Source organism: Methylorubrum aminovorans (assembly GCF_022179725.1).
Classification (GTDB): domain Bacteria; phylum Pseudomonadota; class Alphaproteobacteria; order Rhizobiales; family Beijerinckiaceae; genus Methylobacterium; species Methylobacterium aminovorans.
Map to the genome: position 1 here is coordinate 46,173 of NZ_BPRC01000019.1, position 26,984 is coordinate 73,156.

General features: G+C 69.9%; 27 protein-coding genes and 1 riboswitch. Of the genes, 11 read left to right on the top strand and 16 right to left on the bottom strand.

Annotated features, from left to right (window positions below; all coding sequences use genetic code 11):
- Position 1: 1 nt before the first annotated feature.
- Together MFF24_RS20700 and fliF are read right to left on the bottom strand one after the other, a co-directional pair.
- Positions 2-781: a hypothetical protein gene (locus MFF24_RS20700; RefSeq protein WP_238226994.1), complete on the bottom strand. Its 780-nt coding sequence runs from the start codon at positions 779-781 to the stop codon at positions 2-4.
- The gene (fliF, locus tag MFF24_RS20705) at positions 781-2,481 is read right to left on the bottom strand and encodes a flagellar basal-body MS-ring/collar protein FliF (protein WP_238226996.1); all 1,701 of its coding nucleotides are present in this window, start codon (positions 2,479-2,481) and stop codon (positions 781-783) included. The genes MFF24_RS20700 and fliF overlap by 1 nt, the downstream gene beginning before the upstream one ends.
- 145 nt (positions 2,482-2,626) lie before the next feature.
- Here fliF and MFF24_RS20710 point away from each other — a divergent pair, with 145 nt between their 5' ends.
- Positions 2,627-3,250 carry a hypothetical protein gene (locus MFF24_RS20710; protein WP_238226998.1) on the top strand — a complete coding sequence of 208 codons (624 nt, stop codon included), beginning with the start codon at positions 2,627-2,629 and terminating at the stop codon, positions 3,248-3,250.
- A 29-nt stretch (positions 3,251-3,279) separates the two neighbouring features.
- Here MFF24_RS20710 and fliP read toward each other — a convergent pair whose 3' ends face one another.
- Genes fliP through flgB form a run of 10 tightly spaced genes read right to left on the bottom strand, consistent with a single transcriptional unit; the run spans position 3,280 to position 9,501 of the window.
- On the bottom strand, positions 3,280-4,047 hold the full coding sequence (gene fliP, locus MFF24_RS20715) for a flagellar type III secretion system pore protein FliP (RefSeq protein WP_373322728.1): 768 nt from the start codon (positions 4,045-4,047) through the stop codon (positions 3,280-3,282).
- Positions 4,048-4,055: 8 nt separating this feature from the next.
- Positions 4,056-4,535 carry a flagellar basal body-associated FliL family protein gene (locus MFF24_RS20720; RefSeq protein ID WP_133090511.1) on the bottom strand — a complete coding sequence of 160 codons (480 nt, stop codon included), beginning with the start codon at positions 4,533-4,535 and terminating at the stop codon, positions 4,056-4,058.
- 11 nt (positions 4,536-4,546) lie between these two features.
- Positions 4,547-5,257: a flagellar basal body L-ring protein FlgH gene (flgH, locus tag MFF24_RS20725; protein WP_108938672.1), complete on the bottom strand. Its 711-nt coding sequence runs from the start codon at positions 5,255-5,257 to the stop codon at positions 4,547-4,549.
- Positions 5,257-5,841 (bottom strand): MotE family protein, encoded by a 585-nt coding sequence (locus tag MFF24_RS20730; RefSeq protein ID WP_238227010.1) that lies wholly within the window; start codon positions 5,839-5,841, stop codon positions 5,257-5,259. Before MFF24_RS20730 ends, flgH begins: the two co-directional genes overlap by 1 nt.
- Positions 5,841-6,974, bottom strand: coding sequence for a flagellar basal body P-ring protein FlgI (flgI, locus tag MFF24_RS20735; protein WP_108938670.1), 1,134 nt, complete (start codon positions 6,972-6,974; stop codon positions 5,841-5,843). The genes MFF24_RS20730 and flgI overlap by 1 nt, the downstream gene beginning before the upstream one ends.
- Complete coding sequence (gene flgA, locus MFF24_RS20740; protein WP_238227020.1) at positions 6,971-7,462, bottom strand: flagellar basal body P-ring formation chaperone FlgA; 492 nt, start codon at positions 7,460-7,462, stop codon at positions 6,971-6,973. The genes flgI and flgA overlap by 4 nt, the downstream gene beginning before the upstream one ends.
- 57 nt (positions 7,463-7,519) lie before the next feature.
- Positions 7,520-8,308 (bottom strand): flagellar basal-body rod protein FlgG, encoded by a 789-nt coding sequence (flgG, locus tag MFF24_RS20745; RefSeq protein WP_238227022.1) that lies wholly within the window; start codon positions 8,306-8,308, stop codon positions 7,520-7,522.
- A gap of 25 nt (positions 8,309-8,333) precedes the next feature.
- A complete protein-coding gene (gene fliE / locus MFF24_RS20750) occupies positions 8,334-8,687 on the bottom strand; it encodes a flagellar hook-basal body complex protein FliE (RefSeq protein ID WP_108938667.1) in 354 nt (117 codons plus the stop codon).
- An 11-nt stretch (positions 8,688-8,698) separates the two neighbouring features.
- Positions 8,699-9,115 carry a flagellar basal body rod protein FlgC gene (flgC, locus tag MFF24_RS20755; protein ID WP_238227032.1) on the bottom strand — a complete coding sequence of 139 codons (417 nt, stop codon included), beginning with the start codon at positions 9,113-9,115 and terminating at the stop codon, positions 8,699-8,701.
- A complete protein-coding gene (flgB, locus tag MFF24_RS20760) occupies positions 9,112-9,501 on the bottom strand; it encodes a flagellar basal body rod protein FlgB (protein ID WP_238227049.1) in 390 nt (129 codons plus the stop codon). Before flgB ends, flgC begins: the two co-directional genes overlap by 4 nt.
- Positions 9,502-9,659: 158 nt before the next feature.
- Here flgB and MFF24_RS20765 point away from each other — a divergent pair, with 158 nt between their 5' ends.
- On the top strand, positions 9,660-12,320 hold the full coding sequence (locus tag MFF24_RS20765; RefSeq protein WP_238227051.1) for a heparinase II/III domain-containing protein: 2,661 nt from the start codon (positions 9,660-9,662) through the stop codon (positions 12,318-12,320).
- Between the two features lie 31 nt (positions 12,321-12,351).
- Here the strand turns inward: MFF24_RS20765 and MFF24_RS20770 are convergent, their stop codons facing one another.
- Both MFF24_RS20770 and carA read right to left on the bottom strand, forming a co-directional pair.
- Positions 12,352-12,726, bottom strand: a complete 375-nt coding sequence (locus MFF24_RS20770) for a hypothetical protein (protein WP_238227053.1) — start codon at positions 12,724-12,726, stop codon at positions 12,352-12,354.
- A 130-nt stretch (positions 12,727-12,856) separates the two neighbouring features.
- Positions 12,857-14,107: a glutamine-hydrolyzing carbamoyl-phosphate synthase small subunit gene (carA, locus tag MFF24_RS20775; protein ID WP_238227056.1), complete on the bottom strand. Its 1,251-nt coding sequence runs from the start codon at positions 14,105-14,107 to the stop codon at positions 12,857-12,859.
- Between the two features lie 188 nt (positions 14,108-14,295).
- Between carA and MFF24_RS20780 the strand changes: the two genes are divergently transcribed.
- Positions 14,296-14,754: a GatB/YqeY domain-containing protein gene (locus MFF24_RS20780; RefSeq protein ID WP_238227058.1), complete on the top strand. Its 459-nt coding sequence runs from the start codon at positions 14,296-14,298 to the stop codon at positions 14,752-14,754.
- 119 nt (positions 14,755-14,873) lie between these two features.
- Here the strand turns inward: MFF24_RS20780 and MFF24_RS20785 are convergent, their stop codons facing one another.
- Both MFF24_RS20785 and MFF24_RS20790 read right to left on the bottom strand, forming a co-directional pair.
- A complete protein-coding gene (locus tag MFF24_RS20785; RefSeq protein ID WP_238227060.1) occupies positions 14,874-16,040 on the bottom strand; it encodes an L-dopachrome tautomerase-related protein in 1,167 nt (388 codons plus the stop codon).
- 11 nt (positions 16,041-16,051) lie between these two features.
- Positions 16,052-17,029 (bottom strand): SMP-30/gluconolactonase/LRE family protein, encoded by a 978-nt coding sequence (locus tag MFF24_RS20790; RefSeq protein WP_238227063.1) that lies wholly within the window; start codon positions 17,027-17,029, stop codon positions 16,052-16,054.
- Between the two features lie 145 nt (positions 17,030-17,174).
- Between MFF24_RS20790 and dnaG the strand changes: the two genes are divergently transcribed.
- The 8 genes from dnaG to MFF24_RS20830 all read left to right on the top strand — a co-directional run bounded on the left by dnaG (position 17,175) and on the right by MFF24_RS20830 (position 26,913).
- Entirely contained in the window at positions 17,175-19,103 is a 1,929-nt protein-coding gene (dnaG, locus tag MFF24_RS20795; RefSeq protein WP_238227064.1) for a DNA primase, read from the top strand.
- A gap of 203 nt (positions 19,104-19,306) precedes the next feature.
- A complete protein-coding gene (rpoD, locus tag MFF24_RS20800; protein WP_108938657.1) occupies positions 19,307-21,310 on the top strand; it encodes an RNA polymerase sigma factor RpoD in 2,004 nt (667 codons plus the stop codon).
- Positions 21,311-21,509: 199 nt separating this feature from the next.
- Positions 21,510-22,784 carry an adenylate/guanylate cyclase domain-containing protein gene (locus tag MFF24_RS20805; protein WP_238227066.1) on the top strand — a complete coding sequence of 425 codons (1,275 nt, stop codon included), beginning with the start codon at positions 21,510-21,512 and terminating at the stop codon, positions 22,782-22,784.
- A 122-nt stretch (positions 22,785-22,906) separates the two neighbouring features.
- A riboswitch (TPP riboswitch) is annotated at positions 22,907-23,029 on the top strand.
- A gap of 80 nt (positions 23,030-23,109) precedes the next feature.
- A complete protein-coding gene (gene thiO, locus MFF24_RS20810; RefSeq protein ID WP_238227074.1) occupies positions 23,110-24,327 on the top strand; it encodes a glycine oxidase ThiO in 1,218 nt (405 codons plus the stop codon).
- Entirely contained in the window at positions 24,324-24,536 is a 213-nt protein-coding gene (thiS, locus tag MFF24_RS20815) for a sulfur carrier protein ThiS (protein WP_238227082.1), read from the top strand. The genes thiO and thiS overlap by 4 nt, the downstream gene beginning before the upstream one ends.
- Before the next feature lie 4 nt (positions 24,537-24,540).
- Entirely contained in the window at positions 24,541-25,350 is an 810-nt protein-coding gene (locus tag MFF24_RS20820; RefSeq protein WP_238227084.1) for a thiazole synthase, read from the top strand.
- A gap of 6 nt (positions 25,351-25,356) precedes the next feature.
- A complete protein-coding gene (locus tag MFF24_RS20825) occupies positions 25,357-25,974 on the top strand; it encodes a thiamine phosphate synthase (RefSeq protein WP_238227086.1) in 618 nt (205 codons plus the stop codon).
- Between the two features lie 144 nt (positions 25,975-26,118).
- The gene (locus MFF24_RS20830) at positions 26,119-26,913 is read left to right on the top strand and encodes an inositol monophosphatase family protein (RefSeq protein WP_108938650.1); all 795 of its coding nucleotides are present in this window, start codon (positions 26,119-26,121) and stop codon (positions 26,911-26,913) included.
- Positions 26,914-26,984 lie beyond the last annotated feature (71 nt).

Below are 26,984 nucleotides of genomic sequence, written 5' to 3' on the forward strand. Positions count from 1 at the left end.
CTCACGCCTCGGCGACGGCGGCAGCGATCAGGCGGCTCCAGGCCGCCAGTTCGGTCTCGATCACGGTCTCACCTGCGCTCACGCTCACCTCCGGCCCCGCATCCGCCTCGAAGGCGATGCCGGCGGCGTGGCTGCCAAGCCGTGCGGACAGAACCGCGATCAGGTCTTCGGGTCCGCGCACCCGCACGGCCGGCCGCTGCGGCTCGGCGAGGATGCGCCGGAGGGCGACTGCGAGTTCCTCGAGCGTCTGCCGTTGCAGGGCCTGACCCAGGACCGGCGCGATCAGCCGTGCAACGCGCTCCGACAGGGCCGCGTCGAGCGCCTGCATCGCCGTGGCGAAGGCGGCGGCCAGGGCCTCGCCCTGTGCCTCGCTCCAGTCGCGGCGGGCCTGCGCCAACCCTTCCTCGAACAAGGCCTGCTGCGCCGCGCGCTCGAGCGCGGCCTGGGCCGACGCCTGTTCCAGCGCCTCGGCGCGACCCTGCTCGCGTCCGCGCGCCTCGGCGCTCGCGATCAGCGCCTCGCGGTCCCCCACCGGTCGCGCCGCGGCGGCGGCGCGGGGCAGGATCGGTTCGATCTCGGGCTCAACGTCGGACCCGGTGACGGGCTCGACCTTGGAGACCGGCTCCGGCTTGGCCGGGGGCGGCGCGGCTGGCGCCGGGATCGGTTCCGGAGCGGGGGCGCGGAACCACAGGCCGGAAAAATCCGGCTCGTCGGCGGCCGTCGCGGGGGGCGGCGGGGGCGCGGAAAAATCCGGCAGGTAGCGTGCGATCACCGCGTCCATCACGCCGGCTCCTCACGCATGAGCCAGCGCTTGAGCACGGCCGCGACCTGCTCCTCGTCGATGTCGATGAGCTGCTCCAGCCGCTTCTGCGGCGAGCGGGCCATCTTGTCCTCCAGTTCCTCCAGCAGGCCGGCGACGCCGGGTGCGGGGAGCTTGGCCGCCTCGGCCGGGCCGCCTGTGCCGGGCAGCGCGGCACCCGGCGCAGCGAGCGCCATCGTGCCATCGGCGGCGATGCCTCCGGCGAGCGCCGGTGCGCCCTCGGGGCCGGCGAGCGCCGACGCCTCGATCGCGGCCGTCTCCGGCGTCGCCAGGATGGCGCGGAGCGCCGGGCGCAGGCCGAACCAGATCAGAAGGCCGGCCACGACGAGGATGGTCGCCGCGTTGATGAGCGTGCCGGACTGCTTCATCATCACGTCGGTGAGCGAGAGCGGCGGCACCGGCTCCAGCGGCTGGCCGTCGTTGACGAAGCCCACTGCCGCGACCTTGATCGTGTCGCCGCGCTCCTTGCTGAAGCCGGCGGCCGAGCCGACCAGCTCCTCGATCTCAGCGATCTGCTTTTCGAGCGCGGCCTTGTCGTCGGGGCCGGCAAGCGCCGTCAGGCGCGAGCGGTTGACCAGCACCGCCACCGAGAGACGGCGGATGGCGTAGCCGTCGCTCACCGTCTGCACGGTCTTCTGGGAGATCTCGTAATTGGTGAGATCTTCCTTCTTCGAGCTCTCGTTGCTCGACTGATCGTTGCCGTCCGAGCGGGTGCGCTGGTCGGGCAGGTTCTCCTGGGCGCTGGTCGGGCGCTGGCTGTTGCGGTTCTGCGCGTTCTCGCTCTCGCGCACCGAGCGCACCGAGCGCTCGACGCGCTGGTCGGGGTTGAAGATCGTCTCGTTGGTCGACGTCTTGTCGGTGTTGAGCTGCGTCGCGACGCTGACCTCGAAATTCCCGACGCCGAGATAGGGCGCGAGCGTGCGGCGGATGTTGTCCTGCATCTCGCGGCTCACCGACTTTTCCAACGTCGCCATCTTGCCGGTGGGGGCCGTGCCGGCATCATCGCCGGCGAGCAGCACCGTGCCCTCGGAGCCGATCACGGTGACGCGGTCCGGCTTCATGCCGGGGATCGCCGAGGCGACGAGCTGGCGGATCGCCTGCGCGCCGGAGACGTCGTCGGCGGGCTCGGTGCGCACCACCACGGACGCCGAGGCCGGCTGCTGGTCGCGGCGGAACGAGCCGCGGTCGGGCAGCACAAGGTGGACGCGGGCGGCGCGCACGCCCTTCATGCCCTGGATCGTGCGAGCGATCTCGCCCTCCAGCGCCCGCACGCGGGTCACCTCCTGCATGAAGGAGGTCATGCCGAGCGAACCGAGATCGTTGAACAGCTCGTAACCGGACTTGGAGCTTTGCGGCAGGCCCTTCTCGGCCAGCAGCATCCGCGCCTGCGCCGTGTGGCCGAAGGAGACCAGCACCGCGCTGCCGTCGGACGAGACATCGAACGGGATGCCGTTGTCCTTGAGCACGCCGCCGATGCGCGAGACGTCCTCGCGCGAGAGCCCCGTATAGAGCGTCTCCTGCGCCGGACGGCTGAGATAATAGGCGCCGATGCCGACGCCGAGAAACACCAGAAGGCCGACCAGCCCGAGGGCGATCAACCGCCTCGCGCCGAGATCGACGATGTTGTTCCACAATCTCTCGGCTTGCTCGCGACCGAACATCCCCGGACCGATCCCGTTGGCGACCTGACATGCGTCGCCAGCCTGAATGAGGGCTCAGCCTTGCGCGGAGGTTGCGACTCGACGCGGACTCGACCGGTCTTCAAAATGCGGTGCCATGTTCTTCGAGCTTCCGGACGAAAGCTGGATGGCCCGGGCCCGGCCGCTCGGTCCGTTCTTGTGCGATGCCGCCTTCCGCATCGCCGACAGCCTCTATGTCGGCCCCGACCACGGCATCGGCCCGGACGATTGGGAGCGGCTGCGCGTGCCCCTCGATCCGACAGACCTGCCGTGCCGCGTCGCCAATCTCGTTGCGGCGATCGATCTGCCGGGCCGCGAGGCGGCCCTGGCTGCCCATTACGAGAGGCTGATCGCCGAAGCCCGGCAGCACGATAAGCCCGCCGCCCTGGCGCATCCGTTCCCGTACTTCTCGGTGACGCCCTTGCTGCTGGAGGCCGACCGGCCGGTCGTGACCTTCCCATGGACCGATGACGTGCCGCTGACGAGTGCCGTTCTGACGGCCCTCGCCGGCACAGGCGCCAACGGCGCGGTCTGGGACGAGATCGACCAGGGCTGGTTCATGCGCATCGTTGCCCGGGACGGAATGCTGTTCATCGCCGAGGGCGATCCGGACGAGGGGCCGGACGTCGTGCTCCGCGTCGAGGCGAGGGCGGCCGCCGCTCAGGCCGGAGCGGCCCTTGCGCGTCTGAGGACGCTGCACGCCGATCTGATCCGGGTGTTCGGACGCGATCTCTGGTCCTATGCGAGCTGACCGGCCGGGAGGCGCATCCGGGACATGATTCAGAAGAACGACCGCACCAGACCACTCACCAGCAGGTTCCAGCCGTCGATCAGGATGAAGAACAGCACCTTGAACGGCAGCGAGATTACGGTCGGCGGCAGCATCATCATGCCCATCGACATCACGATGGTGGAGACGATGATGTCGATGACGAGGAAGGGCAGCACGATCAGAAATCCGATCTCGAAGCCCCGGCGCAGCTCCGAGATCATGAAGGCCGGGATCAGGATGCGCAGGTCGATTTTCTCGCCGGCTTCGGCCTTCGGGAAGTTTCGGCTCGCCAGGTCCGTGAACGTCTGAAGATCCTTCGGGCGCACGTGCTGGGTCATGAACTCGCGGAAGGGCTCGACGATCTTGGTGAAGGCCTCCTCCTCGCCGATGCGGTTTTCTTGCAGCGGCTTCACGCCTTCGTTCCAGGCGCGGTCGAAGGTCGGCGCCATAACGTAGAAGGTCATGAACAGGGCGAGCGAGACGAGGAACAAGTTGGCCGGCGTGCTCTGCAGTCCGAGCCCAGAGCGCAGGAACGAGAAGGCGACGGCAAACCGCGTGAAGCTCGTCACCATCACCAGCAGGCCCGGCGCCAGCGACAAGACGGTGAGGAGCGCGACAAGCTGGATGATGCGCCCGGATGCGGCGCCGTTGCCCGGCGGCAGCAGGGCATCGAGGCCGGGCACACCGGTGACGCCGCCGGGCGCAGCGCCCTGCGCCAGGGCGGCGGTGGCGGACAGGCCCAGGACGGCCGCAGCCAGCGTCAGGCGCCGAACCACCCGCCCACTCATTGCACCACCAGCGATTCGACGATGAGTTCGCGCACCACCCCCTTGGTGCGGATCGCGACGCGCTCGTTGAGATCCTCGCGCAGGTGCTGGAGGCCGTTGGCGCCCTCGATCTGCGCCATCGACATCGTGCGCAGATAGGCCAGCGCGTCGGCGCGGATCTCGGCCAGCGTCACGTCGGGGTTCGGGAGCGTCCCGGTCTTGAAGACGACCGAGGATTCGATCCGCACCCAGGAATCGGTCGGCTCGGCGAGGTTGGCGACCACCGAGCCGACGCTGCGCAGGGAGAGGTCGCCGGTATAGTTCAGCACCTTCACCGCCTTGTCAGCCTCCTCGCGCTTCTTGAGGTCGACCGACTTCTCGACGCTGCCGAGGAGGTAGACCCCGAGACCGCCCCCGGTGCCGACGGCGACGAGGGTGACGAGCGCGAGCGCCCCGATCCAGCCCTTGCCGGTCTTCTTGGTGTCCTTGTCGGCCATGCTCGCCCCCGTCAGAACGGCGCCACGGTCTCGAAGACCTGCTGGCCCAGCGTCGGGTTCTGCACGTCGGTGAGTCGTCCGCGCCCGCCGTAGGAGATGCGGGCCTCGGCGATCTTGTCATAGTCGATGGTGTTCTTGCGCGAGATGTCCCGCGGGCGGACGATGCCGGCGACGTTGAGCACGCGCACCTCGTTGTTGACCCGCACTTCCTGCGACCCCGAGATCACCACGTTGCCGTTGGGCAGTACTTCCGTGACGACCGCCGCCACCGAGAGGCTGAGCGACTCTTTGCGGTCGATCGAGCCCTGGCCCTTGGTCTCGGTGCCGGAGCGGATGCCGGTATCGGCGGTGGCCGAATCCTTCAGCGCCGAGACGCCGTAGCCGAAATCGAAGCCGAGGAAGCTCTTCTGGCTGCGCTCACGCTCGGTCGCGTTGTCGAACTGCGCCTTGTCGTTGATGGCGATGCTGACCGTGATGACGTCACCGACGTCGCGGGCGCGGGGATCCTGGTAGAGCGCGGCGCTCGCCGGGCTCCAGGTCGAATGGTAGCTGTGGCGTGCGCCCAGCGCACCGAAGCTGGTCGGCAGCGGCTCACGCGGCGCGTTGAGGCCGGTGCCGATCGGCGTCAGCACGGGCGGCCGGCCGATGCGGTCGAGATCGCTCTGGCAGGCGCCGAGCGAGAGGGCGAGCAGGGCCGCCGCAGCGGTGGCGGGAAAGCGCATCACGACCTCTGGTTCTTCTTCGGGGCCGGCGCGGTCGCGTCCTTGCGGCCGGATTCCGACATGGCACGGGCGAGGTTGGCGGCGCGCGCGGCTTCCATCTCGGAGAGGATGGCGCTGGCCGTGCGGGCATTGAGCTTGGTCAGCAGGGCGGCCGCCGCCTCGTCGGGCATATTGGCGAGCTGGAGTGCAGCCGCGTCGGGGCGCATCTTGGCGTAGACCGCCACCACGCTCTCGTCGGCCTTGGCGAGGAACTCGTTGCGGCGCTTGAGCCAAGCCTCGTACTCGGCCCGCTTCTCTTCGAGTAGCTTGATGCGCTCCTCGACCTGCCGCTCCATCGCCGCGAGCTGCTCCTTCTGCCACGCGAAGCGGGCATCCGCCGCGGCGTCGGCGATGTTGGCGCAGTAGCCGGACTTGGCCGGTTCCTTGGCGACGAAGTCCTGGGCCGAGACCTCTTTCGGCGCGTCGCGGGCGGCGAGCGCCCGCAACGCCGCTTCTTTTGCCGGGTCGGTCTGCTCGCCGCCGGCGGCGAGCGCCGTACCGGAGAGGGCGAGCCAGCACAGGCCGGTGCGCAGCATCGTCTTCATCACTGCACCACGAGCTCCGCCTGGAGGGCGCCGGCGGTCTTCACCGCTTGCAGGATCGCGATGATGTCGGTGGGCTTCAGCCCGACCTGATTGAGGCCGCGCACCAGCGTCTGCAGATCGGAGCCGCCGAGGATCGCGAGCTTGCCGCGCTCCTCCCGCGCCGTCACCTCGGTGCGCGGCACGACGACGGTCTGGCCGTTGGAGAAGGGCTCGGGCTGCGACACTTCCGGCGCTTCGGTGACGCGCACGGTGAGGTTGCCGTGCGTCACGGCGACCGTGGAGATCGTCACATTGCGCCCGATCACCACCGTGCCGGTGCGCTGGTCGACGACGACGCGGGCCGGGGTGTCGGGCTGGATCGTCAGGTCGCCGATCTGCGCCACGAGCCGGGTCTGGGCCATCTGGCGGGAGCGCAACACCACGACGGCGCGCTGGTCGCGGGCACTAGCGATGCGCCGGCCGAAGGCGCTCATCGACCACGCGTTGATCGCGTCCGAGATCTGGGTCGCGGTCTTGAAGTCGGGGTTCTTCAGCTCGAACACGAGTTCGGGCAGATCGCGGAAGGTGCCGGGCACCTCGCGCTCGATCAACGCGCCGTTGGGGATGCGGCCGGCCGTCGGCACGCCCTGCGTCAGCTGTTCGGCCTGCCCCTGCACCGAGAAGCCGGAAACCGCAAGCGGCCCTTGCGCCGCGGCGTAGACGAGGCCGTCGCCGCCGGTGAGCGGCGTCATCAGCAGCGTGCCGCCGCGCAGCGAGGTGGCATCGCCCATGGAGGTCACGGTGACGTCGATGCGCGAGCCGGTGCCGGTATAGGGCGGCAGGTCGGCGGTCACCATCACGGCGGCGATGTTGCGGGTGCGCAGGCGCGCGTCGCGCACGTTGATGCCGAGCCGGTCCAGCAGCGATTGCAGCGACTGCTCGGTGAACTGCGCGTTGCGCAAGGTGTCGCCGGTGCCCTGCAGGCCGGTGACGAGGCCGTAGCCGAAGATCTGGTTGTCGCGCACGCCCTTGAGCGTGGCGATGTCCTTGATGCGGGTGCCGGCGGCGAAGACCGGGCCGGTCATGACGGCGAAGCCCAGGCCGGTGAGCAGGCCGAGCAGAACCGCGAGAAACAGACGGCGGAGGGGGGTCATTGCGCGCCGATCCGGATGCGGCCGTCGGCCATCACCGTGCCGAGGATGATGCGGTTGGTGTCGGTGTTTCGCACGCGGATCGTCTCGCCGAGCCCGCCGTTCTGAAGCGGCGCGCCGATGGCGGTGATGACGAGGCCGTTCTCCTCGAAGATCATCTGCGTCGGGGCACCCCGGCTGACGAGGCGAGGGTCGTCCACGGCGTTGACCGGCACCGGTTCGCCCGGCAGCAGCATCCGCCGGGCGGTGCGGCCGGCGATCGCGGCGGAGGCGTCGATGACGGCCGTGCGCGCCCGATAGGTCGCGGGATAGGCCTGCATCCGCAGCATCGATTCCTTGATCGTGTCGCCGGGATAGATCGTGACCGTGGGCACCGGCAGCATGAGCTCGGCACTTGCCATGCCCTCGGCGGCGCGCGCCGGTGCGGCGAGGACCGGGCCGGCAGCGAGGGCGGCGAGCACGAGGCCGCGGACGAAGGTCTTGCGGGGCATGGGAGATCGCGCCGGAGGAGGGGAAGGGGAGGGACGCCGCGGAGGATGCGGCGGGCGCTAGCGGATGCCCTTGGAGACGGTGCCGGCCATCTCGTCGGCGGCCTGGATCACCTTCGAGTTCATCTCGAACGCGCGCTGGGCCGTGATCAGGCTGGTGATCTCCTTGACCGGATCGACGTTCGAGCCTTCGAGGTAGCCCTGCTGCAGCCGGCCGTAGCTGACGTCGCCGGGATTGCCGACGACCGGCGCGCCGGAGGCCGGGGTCTCGCGATAGAGGCCGTTGCCGAGCGGCTCGAGGCCGGATTCGTTGGCGAAGTTGACGAGGGTGAGCTGGCCGATATTCTGCGGCGCCACCTGCCCGTCGATCTTGGCGAAGACCTGACCCGATTCGTTGACCGTCACCTGAGTAGTGTTGGCCGGAATCAGGATCGCCGGATCGACGGCGTAGCCTTCCATGGTCACGAGCTGGCCGGCATTGTTCTTGTTGAACGAGCCGGCGCGGGTATAGTTGATCTCGCCGGCCGGGCTGGTGATCTGGAAGTAGCCGCGCCCGTTCACCGCCAGATCGAGCTGGTTGCCGGTATTGGCGAGCGACCCCTGCCGGTGCAGGTTGCGGATCGCGGCGGCGCGCACGCCGAGGCCGAGCATCGCGCCCTCCGGCACCGCTTCCTGACCCGCCTGGTTCGGCACGCCCTGCTGCCGCTCGGCCTGATAGAGCAGGTCGGTGAACTCGGCCCGCGCGCCCTTGAACCCGGTGGTGTTCAGGTTGGCGATGTTGTTGGCGATGACTTCGAGGTTGAGCTGCTGGGCGGACATGCCCGTGGCGGCGATGGCGAGCGCGCGCATGGCGAGGATTCCTTGAGGTGACCGATCAGATCGGCATGCGGCTGAGTTCGAGGTAGGCGGCGACGACCTTGTCGCGGATCGCCACCACGGTCTGGAGGCTCTGCTCGGCGGACATCACCGCCTCGACCACCTGCTGCGCGGTCGCCTTGCCCTGGATGCCGGAGATCGCCGTCGCCTCGCCGGTGCGGATGGCGTCGCGGGCGCTGGCCGCCACCTGGGCCATCACGTCGCCGAAATCGGTGGGCGCCGTGGCGGCGGGCCCGGCGATGCCTGAAACGGCGGCGGGGCTGAACGCGGCCTTCTGGGTCGGCGCCGTCTCGGCGAACGAGGTGCCGGCGATCTTGTCGAAGGCCGAGAGGGAGGAAAGAGCTTCGATCATCGCGGGCGGTCTCAGGACTTCAGGAGATCGATGACGCTGGCGACCATGGCCCGGGCCTGCTTGATGACCTGGAGGTTCGCCTCGTAGGAGCGGTTGGCCTCGCGCATGTCCGCCATCTCGACGAGCATGTTCACGTTGGGCAGCTTGACTTTGCCGCTCTCGTCCGCCGCCGGGTTGGCCGGGTCGTGCTCGGTGCGGAACGGGGCGGTGTCGGTGCCGATCTCGCGCAGGCGCACCGAGGCGAGCCCCGCCGCCCGGTCGAGTTCGGCCCGGAAGGTCACCGTCTTGCGGGCGTAGGGGTCGGCGCCCGGCGTCGAACCGGTCGATTGCGCGTTGGCGAGGTTCTCCGAGACGACCCGCATGCGCAGCGATTGCGCTTCGAGGCCGGCGCTGGCGAGCCGCGAGGCGGAGAGCAGGGGATCGATCATGATCCGCTCCGCACCGCGGCCATCAGCATGCGGTGGAACGACTTCACCACCGCCGTGTCGAGGTTGTGCTCGCGGGAGACCGTGCCGGCCTTGAGCATTTCCTGCTCCAGGCTGACCGCGCTCGACGATTCGAGCACTTCCCAGTTCCCCGTGGACGCGCCCTCGCGCACGGGGATGCGGTTGCCCTGCGCCTCGAGATGGGCGCCGCTCGTGGCGGACATTTCGAGGCCGGTCCGCGCCAGAACCTGGGCGAAGGGGACCACGTCCCGCGCCTTGTAGCCGGGAGTGTTCGCGTTCGCGACGTTGCCGGCGATGGTGGCCTGCCGCGTCGCGAGGTAGCGCGCATGCTGCGAGGCGAGGTCGAACAGGTGGACGCCGGTTGTCATGGCAACGCCCCCATCCCAAGGGCTTCCGGAGAAACACGGGACGCGGGGCGTGCCCGGATGGTGGACCCTGCGTCGGATGGGAGGTTTAGGTAGGCAATCTTGCACGAGGCTGGCTCGTGCCTTGACAGGGACGCCCCTCGCGGTAGCGCCTGCGGGTGATGGACCAGATCGATGAGCGGGCCGGTGCGGCGGCCTCCGAAGCGGATGACGGCGCCGAGGGCGCGACCCTGCTTCTGTCGGCCCCCGCCCGCTATGCCGGGGGCGCCGGGCCGGGGGGAGGCGACGGGCTCCACCGGATCGCCCCCAACAACCGCTTCTCGCGGGTGGGATTGAGTTTTTCCGATCTCTCCCCCGGCACCTGGGCCTGCCTGCAATTCGGTCTCGCCTTCGAGAACGGCGAGGCGGCGGCTTTTGCCGTCGATGCCGTCGCCGCCGGCTTCGATTTCCTGGCAGCGGACGGTTCCAGCCTCGACCTCGACCACGTTCCGGGTCTCGCCCGCAGCCTGCTCGACCCGCAGGTCGCCTGGATCCCGGGACCGGCGCTCGTCGAGGCCAGACCGTTCCGCATCGCCTTCCGCGTGCCCGATCAGGCGAGCGGCGTCAGCGTCACCCTGCGTTCCTGGAAGAACAGCCGCGACGTCGTCCTCGCCGAACCGGTGCTGCGTCCCGGTCCGCCCGATCAGGGGCCGGGACCGCGTCAGCGCCCGCTGGCCGGCGACGGGATGAAGCTGTCCTACGCCCTGGCCGAGGAGATCGCCCTGGTGCTGCGCGGGCAGATCTACGCCGCACGCGCCGACGAGCATGCCGCCCGCGTGCGGCTCCTCTACCGGGACCGGGCGGGCACGGAGATCACGCCGCCCTATGCCGACGCGATCTCCGTGCCGGGGCTCGGTGCGGTCATCAATCTCTCGGCCCAGCCGCAGGCCCGCCGCTTCACCCTGGCCCTGCGCCCGCCGCCCGGTGCCGTCGCGGTCGAGCTGGATTTCGGCGTCTGGGAAGACGCACCGGACGCGGCCGATGTCGAGTTGATCGGCCTGCTCGAACTGGCGCTCGAGGACGCGTTTCGCCTCGAGAGCCTGTGCGACGACGACCTTCTCGACGCGCCGGCCTTCCTCGCCCGCCTCGCCGACCGGCTCGGCCTGCCCGAGGGGGTGCCCGCCGCGTGGCTGGCGGGGTCCGGGGCCGAGGCTGCGCCGATCCTCGCCCGAGCCCGCGCGCTGCGCGACGGACCGGACCGGAGCGTACGCCTTGAGGGCGACGGGGTGATCCTGAGCCTTGCCGGCCTGCCCGACTGGACTTTGCCCGCGGCCCCGGATTGGAGCGAGGACCCGTTCCGCTCGGTGGCGTGGCGCCTCGCTTACCAATCTCTAGCTTGGCTGCTGCCGCTCGCCGCGCTTGCCGGAGGCGGGCTGCGCGCCCGCAGTCTCGCCGCCGCTTGGTCGCGCGCCAATCCCTGGGGTCAGCCGGCGGACGGGTTGAGCCTGCACCCGGCAGCGCTCGCGCCCCGCGGCGGCGTGCTCGCGCGCCTGATCGCGAAGGGGGACGAGCCCGCCCGCGCCGAGATTGCGGCGGAGGCCGCGCGGCATGGCTTCGCGCTGGCCGAGATCGTTGGGCAGAACACCCTGGCCCGTGCCCTGCACGGTCTTCAGGCGGCGGCTGCCCTTCTCGCGCTCGGCCGGGCGCTCCCCGGTTTCGCCTTCGCCGCGCATTGGGACACGCTCGCCCGCGACAGCCTCACCCACGGCTTCGATGCGCTCCTTCCCGAGGACGGGTCCTTCGCCGAAGCCTCACCGGTGCGGCGCCTCGACCTTCTGAGCCACGGGCAGGCGATCGCCGCGGCGCTGGGCGAGACCGAGCCCGGCCCGACGATCCGCCGCCGCGTCGAGGCGGCGCTCCCTGGGTTGGCCGGGCTGCTCGATCCGGGCAGGCGGCTGCCGCCCTTCGGCGACGCACCCGCCGGCCTCGACCATGCCGCCTGGATCGCCCGGCTGACAGCGCAGGACCGCGATCTCGTGGCGGAGCGCGACGCGGCCCCGGTTCCGCAGGGCCGCACCGCCGGTATGCTCGCCTTGCGCCACGACGGGCCGGAGCGCGGCTGGGGCCATTTCGCCCTCACTTACGCGGCGCAATCGCCGCACGGGCACCGCGACTGCACCTCCTTCACCTTCGCCACCGGGGCGCGGCGCTGGATCGTGGAGGGCGGGGGCGCCGAGGGCGTCGAGGTCGGCCCGGCGCGCCACCACCTGCTCTCGGCCCGCGCCCACAACGTCGCCGTTCCGGATGGGTGCGAGACGGTGGCCGGTTCAGGCGTTCTGACGGAGCCTCTGGCGCTCGACGGGGCAGAAGCCCTGCGGCTCGCCACCACGGTGCACGGGCCCGATTACGCCCATGCCCGTCTCTTCGTCGTGCTCGACGACCTGAGCGGGATGGCGGTGATCGACCGCTTCGCGCGGCCCGGCCGGCCCCTCTCGTTCGAGGGCCGGTTGCATCTTGCCCCCGACACGCTCGTCGCCCTCGCGGGCCCTCGCCGAGCGCTGGCACAAGGGGAGGAGCGGCGCCTCGACATTTTCGCCGTGCCGCTGAAGGGCCAGCCGGCGGGGATGGAGGCCGCCATCGGCCGGAACGACCGGCCTGGCGCGATGCAGGGCTTTTGCGCGACGGGAACGGGCGGGCTGAGGCCGGCGCCGGTGCTGCGCTACGCTTTCACCGGCCGCGACACCGTCTGCGGCGGTGTCGTCCTCGCCGCGGATGCGGTGGCGGAGCAGCGGCTCGTGCGGCTGCTCGCCGAGGATGCGGTCAGACGACTGGTGGAAATATGAGTGCCGGCTGATGAGCCGGCACGAAGGAGGTTCAGAACCCCACGCTGATGACGGCGACCGCGCGGTCAATCGACAGGTAGAACACGCCGAAGGCCACCATCGCCGCGGCGGCGAATTCAAGCGTCTGGTTCGGCAAGGTCTGGAAGCGGCGCATGGTCTCGCGGCCGAAATAGGCCGAGGCCCAGGCCAGCGTCAGCACGGCCGGCATCACGAACAGGTAGGAGAGCGTGCTCTCGATCCGCACCGGGTCGGTCGGGTCGATCAGCGCGCGGATGTTGCGAACCCACGGCGCCGAGGCGGCCGCGTAGAACGTCGTCAGCCACGCGAGGCTGACCGCCACGCCGAGGTGGAAGGTGAACAGGCGATGCAGGCGCGAGAATTCGTCGCGCGCGTCGTCGAGCGTCATCCGGCAAGCCCCCAATCGTACCGGCCGCTGATTCTTGTCCGATCCGGCCATGAATCGGGAGATGCGGGGCAAGATGGGGTTTTTTGTGACGAGGCCGGGAACGGCGGCGCTGGGCCGCCGTTATAGCCAGTTACGCCGCGGTCTGGGGCCGGTTCTCGCGCATCAGCTTCACGAAGCGCTCGAACAGGTAATGGCTGTCGCGCGGACCCGGAGAGGCCTCCGGGTGGTGCTGCACCGAGAAGGCCGGGCGGTCGGTGAGCGAAAGCCCGCAATTCGAGCCGTCGAACAGCGAGACGTGAGTCTCGACCGCCGTCTCGGGCAGGCTTTTCGGATCCACCGCGAAGCCGTGGTTCATCGAGACGATCTCGACCTTGCCGGTGGTGTGATCCTTCACCGGGTGGTTCGCGCCGTGATGGCCCTGGCCCATCTTCACCGTGCGCCCGCCAAGCGCGAGGCCCATGAGCTGGTGGCCGAGGCAGATGCCGAAGGTCGGCACCCGCTCGTCGAGCAGCTTGCGGATCACCGGCACGGCGTATTCGCCGGTGGCGGCCGGGTCGCCGGGGCCGTTGGAGAGGAACACGCCATCGGGCTTCAGGGCCAGGATGTCCTCGGCCTTGGTGGTGGCCGGCACCACGGTGACGTCGCAGCCGGCTTCCGCCAGCAGGCGCAGGATGTTGCGCTTCACCCCGTAATCGATGGCCACGACCTTGAGGCCCTGGCCCGGCGCCCGCGAGCCGTAGCCGCCCTTCACCGCCCAGACCGTCTCGGTCCAGGCCGTGGTCTCGCGGGAGGTCACCGGCGGCACGAGGTCGAGGCCTTCCATCGGCGCGAGCGCGGCCGCGCGACGTTGAAGCGCCTCGCGGTCGAACTGTCCGTCGGGATCGTTGGCAATGACGGCGTTGGGCATGCCGCGGTCGCGGATCAGCGCGGTCAGCGCGCGGGTGTCGATGCCGGTGATGCCGACGATGCCGCGGGCCTTGAGCCAGCCGTCGAGATGCGAGGAGGAGCGCCAGTTCGAAGGCTTGGTCACCGCCGAGGCGATCACCGCGCCGCGCACGCCGGAGGCCGGCGCCGCTTCGAGACTCTCGAGATCCTCGTCGTTGGTGCCGACATTGCCGATATGCGGGAAGGTGAAGGTGACGATCTGCCCGGCATAAGAGGGGTCGGTCAGGATCTCCTGATAGCCCGTCATCGCCGTGTTGAAGCAGACCTCGCCGTCGGCGACCCCGGTCTGGCCGATGCCGAAGCCTTCGAGCACGGTGCCGTCGGCCAGCACGAGCAGGGCCGTCACCAGCGGCTCGCTCCAGGGCTCGGGGGCCTTGGGCGCCGGGTTCGTGCGCGCGGGATCGGCGCGCAGGGTCGCGGGTTCGTCTTGCAGCATGGGTCCGATCCGGCTTATGTCCGCCGCCTCGCGCGGCCGCATACTGGGCCGCGGGGCAAGGCGATATCTCGCGGGGCTCATAGCGAGCCGGCCGCGCCCGGGTCAATCTGGGCGCGGAGGCAGCCCTGCGCAAGGCCCTGGACAAGCAGGGCAGCCGCGCCGAATCATCTGACTGGAGCTCGATCACCATGCTGCGCGCGCGCATCACCGCCGAGATGAAGGAAGCCATGAAGGCCGGCGAGAAGCAGAAGCTCTCGACCGTGCGCATGATCCAGGCGGCGCTCAAGGACCGCGACATCGCCGCGCGCGGCGAGGGCAGGGGCGAGACGAGCGAGGAGGAGATCCTCGCGCTGCTGCAGAAGATGATCAAGCAGCGCCAGGAGGCTGCGGGCGTCTACGAGCAGGGCGGCCGCCCCGAACTCGCCGAGAGCGAGCGCGCCGAGGCCGAGATCATCCAGACATTCCTGCCGCAGCAGCTCGACGAGGCCGAAATGCGCACGGCCATCGCCGACGCCATCGCCAAGACCGGTGCCGAGAGCCCGAAGGACATGGGCAAGGTGATCGGCGCGCTGAAGGGCAAGTATACCGGCCGCATGGATTTCGGCCGCGCGAGCGCGCTGGTGAAGGACGCGTTGGCAGCAAAATAGGCGATCGCTCCGTCATCACGAGGCGGAGCCGAAGTGATCCAGGGCGCGCCTCTTCAGGATAGGTCGCGCTGCTGGATCGCTTCGCTGACACTCGCGATGACGGTGGAGCTGAACCTCTCTCACGCCGGCCCCGCGTCGATCCGCATGCGGAAGATCGCGAAGGGCGGCTCCTGCCGGTCGATGCCGCCATTGTGCTCCGGACGGCGGTTGGCCTGGGCGGACGACAGGTAGAGCCAGCCGTCGCCGGTGATCCAGAAGGTATCGGGCCAGATCAGCCGCGGATCCGTGGCGAGGACCTCGATCCGGCCATCCGGGTCGCGGCGGCCGATCCCGTTGAATTCCTGCAGGCTGAGATAGATCCGGTCGCGGGAATCGGCGATGAGCCCGCCGGTCAGGCCCTTCTCACCGAGATCCACCACCGTTGCCGCCACCGCGGCGTCGTCCTTGTCGGCGTCGAGCAGGGCGGCCGTCTCGACCGCGTAGAGGCGCCGGCTCATCAGCGGCGTGTAGTACAGCCGCGCACCGTCGGGGCTCAGCGCGATGCCGTTGGCGCCGCCCTTGATCGGGCTCGCCGTGCCGTCGGCCTCGCGCTTCAGCAGCACCCGGCCCTCGACGATCTTCAGGATGCCGTCGACGGACCGCGTGCTGGCATGCCCCGCGAGCCGCCGCACGGCGCGACCGCTCGCGAGATCGACGGCAATCAGCGCGCCCTCGCCGGTCTGGCCCTGGTCGGTGATGTAGGCTGCCTCGCGCCCCGGCCGCACATCGACCCGCAGATCGTTGAGCGAGGAGGTTTTCGTCACGACCGATTGCAGCGGGATCGTGCGCACGATCACGTTCGTCGCCGGATCGATGCAGACGAGCTTGGCCGCGCCCGGCACCGGTTCGCCGGAGGAGGCCATCAGCCCGGCATCGAGCAGCCAGAGGCGGTTTGTCCGGTCGAACACGCCGTTGGGGACGTGGAACAGTGTCTCGGCGGGCCGCGCCGGATCGGGTCGGTTCGCCGCTTCGCTCGGATAGGGCTCGACCCGCCCATCCGGAAACACCTCGCTGGCGGTGAACACCGTCTTCTCGTCGAAGCGCGGCATGAACAGGAACATCCGGCCCTCAGGGGAGAGCGTCAGCCCGGTCGGCGTCGTCGGCGCCCGCGCGGCGACGACGAGGTCCAGGGCGCCGAATGAACCGGTCGCCGGTTGCGCCAGACCCGAGCGCACCGCCATGGCCGGCGCGAAGGTGGCAGCGGCGGTGCCGGTCAGCAGCGTTCGGCGCGCGAGTCGAATCGTCAAGGCCGTCTCCTTCAGGTGCGGACCGCTGCGCCGCGAACCTTGGTCTCGACCGCGAGCAACCGCCTGCCGGCGCAGAGGAACAGCCGACGCCCGTCCGGCCCTCCGAAGGCGATGTTGGCGCAAGGGCCCTCGGTCGGGATGTGTCCGAGCGGGCGGCCAGCGGCCGACCAGATCCGCACGCCGTCGCCGGTGCCGGCATAGACCCGTCCGTCGGTATCGACCTTCACCCCGTCCGGGACGCCCTTCGCCACGCGGGCGAAGACGCGCTCATTGGAGAGCCGACCGTCGGCGACATCGAAGGCGCGGATCTCGCTCGGCGCCTTCTCTCCGCCCGCCGCGCCCGATTCACAGACGTAGAGGACCCGCTCGTCGGGCGATAAGGCGAGGCCGTTGGGCTGCACGAAGTTCGAGGTTGCGACCGAGAGGGTTCCATCGGGGGCGAGGCGGAAGACGTTGCGCCCCTTCTGCTCGGAGGCGCGCGGCGTGCCCTCTTCGGCCTGCGTGATCCCGAATGTCGGATCGGTGAACCAGATCGTGCCGTCGCGCGCCACGACCGCGTCGTTGGGAGAGTTGAGCCGGCCTCCGTCGAAGCGCTCGGCCAGGACGGTGATGGCGCCGTCGCGCTCGCGCCGCACCACCCGCGAGGTGCGGTGCTCGCAGGTGATCAGCCGCCCCTGCCCATCGACGGCGTTGCCGTTGGCGTTGTTGGAAGGATCGCGAAACACCTCCACGCCGCCTCCCTCGCGGATCAGCATCATCCGGTTGCGCCGCACGTCGCTGAAGACGAGGCCGCCGAGTGCGGGCGCCCAGACCGGCCCCTCGCACCATTCGCCGTCGTCGTAGAGGGTTTCGACCCTTGCCGCGGGATCGAGCACCGCGGACATCTCATCGGCGGCCCGGGCCTTCGGAAGGCATGCCCCGAGCAGGGCGAGACCGAGGAGGGGACGGCGGGCGATGCCGCGGCGGGGGGCAGGCGAGGCGTTCGTCATCGCGCCGCCAACGCATTGCTCCGGTGAAAGCTCCGCGCGGGACGCCTTAAGACTCCGGCAGGGCGGCCGCGCTACACTCTGCGGCCGAGGCCGGTCCTCGTCGTTCAAGTGATCCGTCACCCGATCCGCTTCCGGCAGAGCCCCCGTGCGCTACCCGCCCCATATCCTCGAAGAGATCCGCGCCCGGGTGCCCGCCTCCGAGGTGGTCGGCCGCCGCGTGCGTCTGAAGAAGGCCGGCCGCGAGTGGCGCGGCCTGTCGCCTTTCAACTCCGAGAAGACGCCCTCGTTCTACGTGAACGACCAGAAGCAGTTCTACCACTGCTTCTCGTCGGGCAAGCACGGCGACATCTTCAAGTTCGTCATGGAAACGGAGGGTCTGAGCTTCCCCGAGGCCGTCGAGCGGCTGGCGGGCGAGGCCGGCGTCACCCTGCCGAAGATGACGGTGGAGAGCGAGCAGGCCGAGGAGCGGCGCAAGGGCGCCCTCGAAGTGATGGAGCTGGCCGCCGCCTATTTCGAGGAGCAGTTGCGCGGGCCCGCCGGGGCCGAGGCCAGGGCCTATCTCGACCGTCGGGCCTTGAGCGAAGCCACGCGCCAGAAATTCCGGCTCGGCTATTCCCTGTCGGGGCGCTACGCCCTGCGCGACTTCCTCGCGGGCAAGGGCGTCGACCGCGACCTGATGCTGGAACTAGGCCTGCTCGCCGCGCCCGAGGGGGTGAGCGTCCCCTACGACAAGTTCCGCGACCGGATCATGTTTCCGATCCTCGACATCCGCGGCCGCGTCGTCGCCTTCGGCGGCCGGGCGATGCAGGCGGAGGCCAAGGCGAAGTACATGAACTCGCCGGAGACGCCGCTCTTCCACAAGGGGCGGATGCTCTACAACCTCCACGCCGCCCGGAAGAGCGCGCATGACCGGAGCCGGATCATCGCGGTGGAGGGCTATGTCGACGTCATCGCCATGACGCTCGCCGGCTACCCTGAGACCGTGGCGCCGCTCGGCACGGCGCTGACCGAGGAGCAACTCGCCCTGCTCTGGCGCCACGCCGACGAGCCGATTCTCTGCTTCGACGGCGACGGGGCCGGGCAGCGCGCTGCCTTCCGCGCCCTCGACGTTGCCCTGCCGATGCTGGAGCCCGGCAAGTCCCTGCGCCTCGCGATGCTGCCGCAGGGCCAGGACCCGGACGATCTGATGCGCGCCGGCGGCCCCTCGGCCATCGAGGCGGTGCTTGCGGGCGCACGGCCGCTGGCCGAGATGCTGTGGGCGCGTGAGACCGAGGCAACCAGCCTCGACACGCCGGAGCGCCGGGCCGGGCTCGCCCGGACCCTGCGGGAGGCCGTGGCCGGCATTCGCGACGAGACCGTGCGCCGCTTCTATCGCGACGACATCGAGGAGCGGCTGCGGGGATTGTCCGGCGGATCGGCCGGAGGATTTTCCGGCGGGCGTTCCGAACGCGGCGCCGGAGGGCGCCCGGTCGGACCACGCGGCGCGCCCTTCCAGCGCCGGCCGCGCCCGGGCGATCCGCCGCCCTCGCCGCGCATCACCACCGGCTTCAATCCACTTCTGAAGATCGCGGCTACGGTGCCGGCCGCTGGCGGCCGGGCAGCCAAGCGCGAGGCGATGATCGTCATGAGCCTGCTCGCGCACCCGGAACTGCTCGGGATCGAGGAGGAGGCACTCGCCGCCCTCGAACTCGTCAACCCGGATGCCAGCGCGCTGCGCACCCTGCTGCTCGACCGGGCGGCGGAGGCCGGCACGCCGGAGCCCGAATTGCTGGAGGCGCGCCCGCGCCGGGCCGGGCTCGAAGAGGCGCATGCCCGGCTGTTCTCTCTGGTCAATCCAGGCGACCGCTGGATGCTCGATCCGAACGCCGACCCGCAGCGTCTGGAGCATACCCTGCATCAAGCCGTGATCTTGCACCGGCAGACGGGCGCGCTACATAGCGAACTCCACCAAGCTGAGAGAGCTCTTGCCGAGGATGGGTCCGAGGCCAATTTCGCTTGGCTATGCGACGTGCAGCAGCAATTGGCAGTGATCGCTGCGGCCGAAGCGGAAGCGGAGGTCTCTCAGGAGGAATGAATTCGTGCCGGCGTGACCGGAGGGTGACGGCGGCGGAAGGCCGACTTGGTTAACGGTTGGTCAACGCACGGCAAGTTAGAGCGAATGCAACGAGAATCGGCGCGGGCACTCGACAAGCGCGCCATTCCACGACATTGCGACGGGTCTTTCGCGGAGCGCGCGGGCTCAGCCTGCGGCGCCGCCACGAGAACAATAGGCTGAGCATGGCAACGAAGGCAACCGAGCGGGACGATGCGGACGCCGCCCAGGACCAACCGACGGACGGCCCGCTCCTTGACCTGACGGATGCCGCCGTCAAGCGGATGGTCAAGCTCGCGAAGAAGCGCGGCTACGTCACCTACGAAGAGATCAACGAAGTCCTCCCGGACGGTCAGGTCGACGGCGACCAGATCGAGGATGTGCTCGCGCAGCTCGACGACATGGGCATCCGTGTGGTCGAGGCGGAGGAATCCGAGGAGACCGCGACCGAGGTCAAGGCCAACGGCGAGGCCGCCGAGGAGGAGGAGAGCGCGGAGGGCGGCGAGGTCGCCGAGACCTCCGGCTCGCGCGCCGTCGCGGTCGCGACCCCCACCACCCGCGAGCCGACCGACCGCACGGACGATCCCGTGCGGATGTACCTGCGCGAGATGGGCTCGGTCGAGCTGCTCTCGCGCGAGGGCGAGATCGCGATCGCCAAGCGCATCGAGGCCGGCCGCGAGGCGATGATCGCGGGCCTGTGCGAAAGCCCGCTGACCTTCCAGGCGATCATCATCTGGCGCGACGAACTCGTCGACGGCAAGGTGCTGCTGCGCGACATCATCGATCTCGAGGCCACCTATGCTGGCCCCGACGCCGCCCGCGGCGCGCCGCCGGAGGCAGAGAGCGAGAACGAGGAGTCGGAGGAGGGTGAAGGCGCCGTCCCGCCGGAAGGCGCCGACGACGAAGACGACATGGAGAACAACGTGTCGCTCGCGGCCATGGAGGCCGAGATCAAGCCGCGCGTTCTCGAAACCTTCGACAACATCGCCTCGAACTACCGCAAGCTGCGCAAGCTCCAGAACGAGGAGACCGACCTGAAGGCCGGCGGCGGCACTGTCACGTCCGCGCAGACCAAGAAGCAGGCCGAGCTGAAGGACATCGTCGTCACCGACGTGAAGTCGCTGTCGCTCAACGCCAACCGCATCGAGGCGCTGGTCGAGCAGCTCTACGACATCAACAAGCGTCTCATCTCGCATGAGGGCCGCCTGATGCGCGCCGCCGAGCACCACGGCGTCGCCCGCGACGAGTTCCTGCGCCACTACCAGGGCTACGAGCTCGACCCGAACTGGATGGACCGTGTCGCCACGCTGGGTGGCAAGGGCTGGAAGAACTTCGTCGAGCGCGGCGGCCGGCAGGTTGCGGACCTGCGCGAGCAGATCCTGACGCTCGCCTCCGAGACCGGCCTGCAGATCGGCGAGTACCGCAAGATCGTCGCCATGGTGCAGAAGGGCGAGCGCGAGGCCCGCCAGGCGAAGAAGGAGATGATCGAGGCCAATCTGCGCCTCGTGATCTCGATCGCCAAGAAGTACACCAACCGCGGCCTGCAGTTCCTGGACCTGATCCAGGAGGGCAATATCGGCCTGATGAAGGCGGTCGATAAGTTCGAGTACCGTCGCGGCTACAAGTTCTCGACCTACGCCACGTGGTGGATCCGGCAGGCGATCACCCGCTCGATCGCCGACCAAGCCCGCACGATCCGCATCCCGGTGCACATGATCGAGACGATCAACAAGATCGTCCGGACCTCGCGGCAGATGCTGCACGAGATCGGCCGCGAGCCGACCCCGGAGGAGCTGGCCGAGAAGCTGGCGATGCCGCTGGAGAAAGTGCGCAAGGTCCTGAAGATCGCCAAGGAGCCGATCTCCCTCGAAACGCCGATCGGCGACGAGGAAGATTCGCATCTCGGCGACTTCATCGAGGACAAGAACGTCGTCCTGCCGATCGACGCGGCGATCCAGTCGAACCTGCGCGAGACCACGACCCGCGTCCTCGCCTCGCTGACGCCGCGTGAGGAGCGCGTGCTGCGCATGCGCTTCGGGATCGGCATGAACACCGACCACACCCTCGAAGAGGTCGGCCAGCAGTTCTCGGTCACCCGCGAGCGCATCCGCCAGATCGAGGCGAAGGCCCTGCGCAAGCTTAAGCACCCGAGCCGGTCGCGCAAGCTTCGAAGCTTCCTCGACAACTGATCGGAACCATCAAGCGGCCGCTCTTCGGGGCGGCCGTTCTCGTTTCAGCCGAGGCTGCGTCGGGCCGGGCACACGATACGGCCAAGCCGATCCTCTGCGCCGTCTGGTCGAGGGAAGGCTCTCACCGTACGGACGTCGACCGCATTCCGTGACGGGTGCGAAGCCTTGCTTTGGCGACCTGAGGACCCACCTTCCCCCGATGCGCGACGCGGACGCCCCGAAACCAATGCCGACGGCTCTCGCCGACGGATCGGAAGCCGAGGACGTCCCGTTCGGAGTACTTCAACCCTGCGTTGGCATCCGCGATTGGTTGCTCGGCGAGGGCGCCCGGCTGCCGAAGGCCGACGACCTGCTTGCGGGGTTGGCCGAACGGCTCAACGCCATCGGCGTGCCGATCGATCGCGCTTCCACCGCCATCGACACGCTGCATTCCGAGTATTCGGGTGTCGGCCGTGTCTGGACGCGGGGTGCCGGCTCGACGGTGCGGCTGTTTCCTCACGGCGAGGTTTCGGCGAAAGCCTATCAGGCGAGCCCGTTCTATGCCGTCCACGAATCCGGCGAGTGGCTGAGCCTCGATCTCGCGAAGACCGCCGACGACGCCTACGCGATCATTCCGGAACTGAAGGCTGCCGGGTACACGCACTACCTCATCGCCCCGCTGATCTTCACCAACGGGACCAAGAACGGCATCACCTTCGCCACTCGCGCCGAGGGCGGGTTTCGCGACGACGACATCGCGATCCTGCGCTTCGTGATGCCCGCGCTCGCTGCGGTGATGGAGATGCGGCTGCTCAACAAGCAGCTCGACACGGTGCTGCGCATCTATGTCGGCGACGAGCCGCACCGGGCGATCCTGTCGGGCGACATCCGGCGCGGGCAGGTGCGCCGCATTCGTTCGGCGATCCTGTTCGCGGATATGCGCGACTACACCCGCCTGTCCGCCGACCGGACGCCCGAGGGCGCGGTCGATCTCCTGAACGCGTTCTTCGATTGCCTCGTCCCGCCGATCGAGCGGGAGGGCGGCGAGGTGCTGAAATATCTCGGCGATGGCCTGCTCGCGATCTTCCGCGAGACGGGCGACGACCTCGGCGGCGCGGCCAAGAGCGCGCTCACGGCCGCCGAGGCGGCGCTCGCCGCGCTCACCGAGGCGAATGCGGTCGGGCGCTTCGGCGAGGGCGAGCCGGCGGTCGATGCCGGCATCGCCCTGCATCACGGCGAGGCGGCCTACGGCAATGTCGGCTCCGGCACCCGGCTCGACTTCACGGTGATCGGCCGGGACGTGAACCTCGCGAGCCGCCTCGCGCGGCTCAACCGCACGCTTCAGGAACCGCTCCTGATGTCGAAGCCGTTCGTGGACTTCCTTTGGGGCGATCCCGAATGTCTGGGAAGCCATGCCCTCGACGGGTTCGAGGAGCGGATGATGGTATACCGTCCCGGACGGCGACCGGCCGCGAAGGCTGCTGCCGCCGAATGATTCTTCCAAGATCAAGCCGCCGGCCACCGGCCTGTGCGTGACGTAGGGTGCGGTCCGTAGGCTGATTTGTTCGATCCCGATCCGGAAGGGATTGACCGCGCGACCGCGTGGGCCCACATCCGAGATGTTCCAGGGAGATCCCCGACAAGGGGCTGAGAAACCGCTATCGCCGTCTCCGGCAGCGCGGAAATCCTTCGAACCTGATCCGGCTCATACCGGCGTAGGGATTGGACCTGAGGGTCGCTCGTTCGAGCGGACCCCCGCTTCTTCGAGAAGCACATGGTGCCGGTTCCTGCAGGCAGACCCGCGGAAGGCCCGTTTTCCGATGTCCGACTTGCTGACCTCGCCGATTGGCCAGCGCCGCTCCCTCGCGATGCGCCCGCGCACGGCGGCGTTGCCGCAGCGCGCCGACATTGCCGTGGTGGGGGGCGGGCTGATTGGCCTGTCGATCGCGTGGCGGCTGGCGCAGGCCGGCCGCTCGGTCACCGTGGTGGAGCGGGGACGCGTCGGCAGCGGCGCGAGCCTCGCCGCCACCGGCATGCTCGCTCCGGCCGCCGAGCACGAGCCTGGCTCCGATCTGCTGCTGCCCCTGGCGCTCGAATCCCTGCGTCGCTGGCCCGCCTTCCGCGATGCACTCGAGGCGGCGTCCGGCCGGGCCATCGATTACCGCGAGGACGGTACGCTCGTCATCGCCATCGGCCGCGACGAGGTGGAGCGGCTGCGCTTCCGCCACGATCTGCAGCGGCGCTCAGGCGTCGCCGCCGAGTGGCTCTCCGGTCCGGAGGTGCGCGCCCGCGAGCCGCTGCTGCGCCCCAACGTCACCGCCGGCATCCTCTGTCCGCTGGACGCGCAGGTCGATCCCCGCCTCGTGATGGAGGCGCTGCTCGGCGCCTGCGAGGCGGCCGGTGTCACGATCGTCGAGGAGGTCGCGGTGGAGGGGTTGGAGCGCCAGGGCGGCCGCGTCACCGGCCTGCGCGCCGACGGTCGCGTGCTCGCGGCCGAGACGGTGATCCTGGCTGCGGGCGCCTGGAGCGGGGAGGCGGGCCTGCTTCCCGACGACCTCGCGTTGCCGGTCCGCCCGCTCAAGGGGCAGTCGCTGGCGCTGCGCACCACCCGGCGCACCGGCACCCTCTCCCGCATGGTCTGGACCGACGCCGTGCACATGGCGCCCAAGGGCGACGGCCACCTCATCGTCGGTGCGACGGTGGAGGATTGCGGCTTCAACAGCGGCGTCACTGCGGGCGGTCTGTTCGCCCTGCTGGAAGGGGCGCGTCGCGTCCTGCCCGGCATCGAGGAAATGGAGGTCGATGCGGTTTGGAGCGGCTTCCGTCCGACCTCGGACGACGACGCCCCGATCATTGAGGAGGCCGCGCCCGGCCTCGTGGTGGCCACCGGCCATCACCGCAACGGCTACCTGCTGGCGCCCGCCACCGCCGACGCCGTCGCGGCACTTGTCGGCGAGGGCGCGCTGCCGGACTTCGCCCGCGGCTTCGGCCGCGCGCGCTTCGCGTCACACGAGAACCGGGGGAGGGCTGTGGCATGAGGCTGACCGTCAACGGAGAGCCTTGCGAGCGCGAGGTGCCGGACCTCGCTGCCCTGTTCGCGGCGGAAGCCGAGGAGCGGGGTATCGAGAGCCCCGAGGGAATTGCCATCGCCGTCAACGGCCGCGTCGTGCGGAAGACCGCCTGGGGCCAGACGGCCCTGAACGAGGGCGACCGCATCGAGATCGTCCGCGCCATGCAGGGAGGCTGAGCGCATGAACCATCACGACACCACCCTCACCCAGACATCCGCTGAAGGGGACGACGCGCTGGAGATCGCCGGCGTCCGGCTCTCATCGCGGCTGTTCATCGGCACCGCGGGCTATCCGAGCCAGGAGATCATGGCGCAGTCCGTACGCGCTTCGGGCGCCGAGGTCGTCACCGCTTCGATCCGCCGGGTCTCGCTCCAGGGCCACGGCTCGGACACCTTCCAGAAGCTGAAGGGCGCCCGTTTCCTGCCCAACACCGCCGGCTGCGAGACGGCACGCGACGCGATCATGACCGCCGAACTCGCCCGCGAGGCGCTCGGCACCAAGTGGATCAAGGTCGAGGTGATCGGCGACCGTGAGACCCTCTATCCGGACGTGACGGAGCTGCTCGAAGCCTGCCGCCACCTCGTCGATGACGGCTTCACCGTGCTGCCCTACTGCAACGACGATCCGGTGATCTGCGAGCGGCTGGCTGATCTCGGCTGCGCCGCAGTGATGCCGATGGGTTCGCTGATCGGCTCCGGCATGGGCATCGCCAACCCGGCCAATATCGAGCTGATCTGCCGCCGGGCGAAAGTGCCGGTGATCGTCGATGCCGGCATCGGCACCGCCTCGGACGCGGTGATCGCCATGGAACTCGGGGCGGCGGCCTGCCTCATCAATACCGCGGTCGCCAAGGCCGACGATCCGGTCCGGATGGCGGCTGCCATGCGCCACGCCGTCGAAGGGGGACGGCTCGCCCATCGCGCCGGGCGCATCCCGCGCCGCGGCCGGGCCGAGCCGTCGAGCCCGCAGCTCGGCCTTGTCGGGTCGTAAGGGCGGGTGGCGCTTCCGCCCTTCCTCGTCGTCACCGATCGCCACGGCGCCGACCGGCCGCTGCGTGAGACCGTCCGCGCGGCGGTCGCGGGCGGCGCCCGCTTCGTCTGGTTGCGCGACCGTGATCTCGACTGTGCCGTGCGGCGGGAGCTTGCCCGCGACCTGATCGCGATCCTGGCGCCGGCTGGCGGGCATCTCGTCGTCGGCGGCGATGTCGAACTGGCCGCCGAAACGGAAGCACAGGGTGTCCACTTGCCGGGCTCCGCCGGCGCCGACGACATCCGGGCGGCGCGGCAAAGCCTCGGCGCCGCGGCGCTGATCGGGTTCTCGGCCCATTCCGTCGCCGAGATCGCGGCAGCCGCGGCAGCGGGGGCCGACTATGCCACCCTCAGCCCGATTTTCCCCACCGCAAGCAAGCCCGGCTACGGCCCGACCCTCGGCCTCGATGCGCTTCGTGCCGCCACGGTCCACCGCCTGCCGGTCTTCGCGCTCGGCGGGATCGATGCGGATAACGCCCGCGCCTGCCGGGATGCTGGGGCGGCGGGCGTCGCGGTGATGGGTGGCCTGATGCGCGGACCCGATCCGCGGGGTGCGGCCGCAGGCTTCCTCGCCCGCCTCATCTGAGGGCCGCGCCTCCCAGTCACTGATCCTTGCCGGATAACGGCCTTGCGCCGATCACCCCTGGCGCTGCGGCGCGAGGCGTATAGAAGCGCTGACAGAATCCTTTTCCAGCAAGGCGCCCCCTCAAGGGGCTGCGAGCCGACCCGCATGATCAACTCTCCCCTCATGACCGTCATGGTCGATGCCGTGCGCAAGGCCGCCCGTGGGCTCAAGCGCGACTTCGGCGAGATCGAGAACCTTCAGGTCTCCCGCAAGGGCCCCGGCAACTTCGTCTCGGCCGCCGACCGGAAGGCCGAGGAAGTGTTGCGCGACGCGCTGATGAAGGCGCGGCCCGGCTACGGCCTCATCATGGAGGAGAGCGGCAACATCGAGGGTACCGACAAGAGCCATACCTGGCATGTCGATCCCCTCGACGGCACCACGAACTTCCTGCACGGCATCCCGCATTTCGCGATCTCGGTCGGGCTGGAGCGCGACGGCCAGATCGTCGCCGGCGTGATCTACGATCCGGCCAAGGACGAGCTGTTCATCGCCGAGCGCGGCAAGGGCGCCTTCCTCAACAACCGGCGCCTGCGCGTCTCCGGCCGCCAGGACTTCGCCGACGCGCTCGTCGCCTACGGCACGCCCTATCTCGGCCGTGGCAGCCACGGCCGGCTGCTCAAGGAGGTCGCCGCGGTGATGGCGGTCTCCGGCGGCACCCGCCGCCTCGGCTCGGCGGCGCTCGATCTCGCCTACGTCGCCTGCGGACGGACCGACCTCTACTGGGAGCGCGACCTCCAGACCTGGGACATCGCGGCGGGCATCATCCTCGTGCGCGAGGCCGGCGGCTTCGTCTCCAGCGCGGATGGCGGCGCCGAGCCGCTCGCCGCCCGCTCGGTGGCCTGTGGCAACGAGGTGCTGCACCGCGAGTTGATCGGCCTGCTGCGCAAGGCCGCCGCCTGACAGGGTAGAGGCTTGGCTTCATGCCGAGCCTTCTGCTCTAACCGCCGCGAACTTCGAAAAGAATCGAGCGC

Bases quoted from the DNA above. Each gene is read 5' to 3' on its own strand.
- MFF24_RS20700 (WP_238226994.1), bottom strand. From the start codon at position 781: ATGGACGCGGTGATCGCACGCTACCTGCCGGATTTTTCCGCGCCCCCG.
- rpoD (WP_108938657.1), top strand. From the start codon at position 19,307: ATGGCAACGAAGGCAACCGAGCGGGACGATGCGGACGCCGCCCAGGAC.
- MFF24_RS20765 (WP_238227051.1), top strand. From the start codon at position 9,660: ATGGACCAGATCGATGAGCGGGCCGGTGCGGCGGCCTCCGAAGCGGAT.
- flgA (WP_238227020.1), bottom strand. From the start codon at position 7,462: ATGCCCCGCAAGACCTTCGTCCGCGGCCTCGTGCTCGCCGCCCTCGCT.
- thiS (WP_238227082.1), top strand. From the start codon at position 24,324: ATGAGGCTGACCGTCAACGGAGAGCCTTGCGAGCGCGAGGTGCCGGAC.
- MFF24_RS20830 (WP_108938650.1), top strand. From the start codon at position 26,119: ATGATCAACTCTCCCCTCATGACCGTCATGGTCGATGCCGTGCGCAAG.
- MFF24_RS20805 (WP_238227066.1), top strand. From the start codon at position 21,510: ATGCGCGACGCGGACGCCCCGAAACCAATGCCGACGGCTCTCGCCGAC.
- thiO (WP_238227074.1), top strand. From the start codon at position 23,110: ATGTCCGACTTGCTGACCTCGCCGATTGGCCAGCGCCGCTCCCTCGCG.
- carA (WP_238227056.1), bottom strand. From the start codon at position 14,107: ATGCTGCAAGACGAACCCGCGACCCTGCGCGCCGATCCCGCGCGCACG.
- MFF24_RS20730 (WP_238227010.1), bottom strand. From the start codon at position 5,841: ATGAAGACGATGCTGCGCACCGGCCTGTGCTGGCTCGCCCTCTCCGGT.
- flgG (WP_238227022.1), bottom strand. From the start codon at position 8,308: ATGCGCGCGCTCGCCATCGCCGCCACGGGCATGTCCGCCCAGCAGCTC.
- MFF24_RS20780 (WP_238227058.1), top strand. From the start codon at position 14,296: ATGCTGCGCGCGCGCATCACCGCCGAGATGAAGGAAGCCATGAAGGCC.
- fliF (WP_238226996.1), bottom strand. From the start codon at position 2,481: ATGTTCGGTCGCGAGCAAGCCGAGAGATTGTGGAACAACATCGTCGAT.
- MFF24_RS20710 (WP_238226998.1), top strand. From the start codon at position 2,627: ATGGCCCGGGCCCGGCCGCTCGGTCCGTTCTTGTGCGATGCCGCCTTC.
- flgH (WP_108938672.1), bottom strand. From the start codon at position 5,257: ATGCGCTTTCCCGCCACCGCTGCGGCGGCCCTGCTCGCCCTCTCGCTC.
- MFF24_RS20770 (WP_238227053.1), bottom strand. From the start codon at position 12,726: ATGACGCTCGACGACGCGCGCGACGAATTCTCGCGCCTGCATCGCCTG.
- flgB (WP_238227049.1), bottom strand. From the start codon at position 9,501: ATGACAACCGGCGTCCACCTGTTCGACCTCGCCTCGCAGCATGCGCGC.
- MFF24_RS20820 (WP_238227084.1), top strand. From the start codon at position 24,541: ATGAACCATCACGACACCACCCTCACCCAGACATCCGCTGAAGGGGAC.
- flgI (WP_108938670.1), bottom strand. From the start codon at position 6,974: ATGACCCCCCTCCGCCGTCTGTTTCTCGCGGTTCTGCTCGGCCTGCTC.
- MFF24_RS20720 (WP_133090511.1), bottom strand. From the start codon at position 4,535: ATGGCCGACAAGGACACCAAGAAGACCGGCAAGGGCTGGATCGGGGCG.
- flgC (WP_238227032.1), bottom strand. From the start codon at position 9,115: ATGATCGATCCCCTGCTCTCCGCCTCGCGGCTCGCCAGCGCCGGCCTC.
- fliE (WP_108938667.1), bottom strand. From the start codon at position 8,687: ATGATCGAAGCTCTTTCCTCCCTCTCGGCCTTCGACAAGATCGCCGGC.
- MFF24_RS20790 (WP_238227063.1), bottom strand. From the start codon at position 17,029: ATGACGAACGCCTCGCCTGCCCCCCGCCGCGGCATCGCCCGCCGTCCC.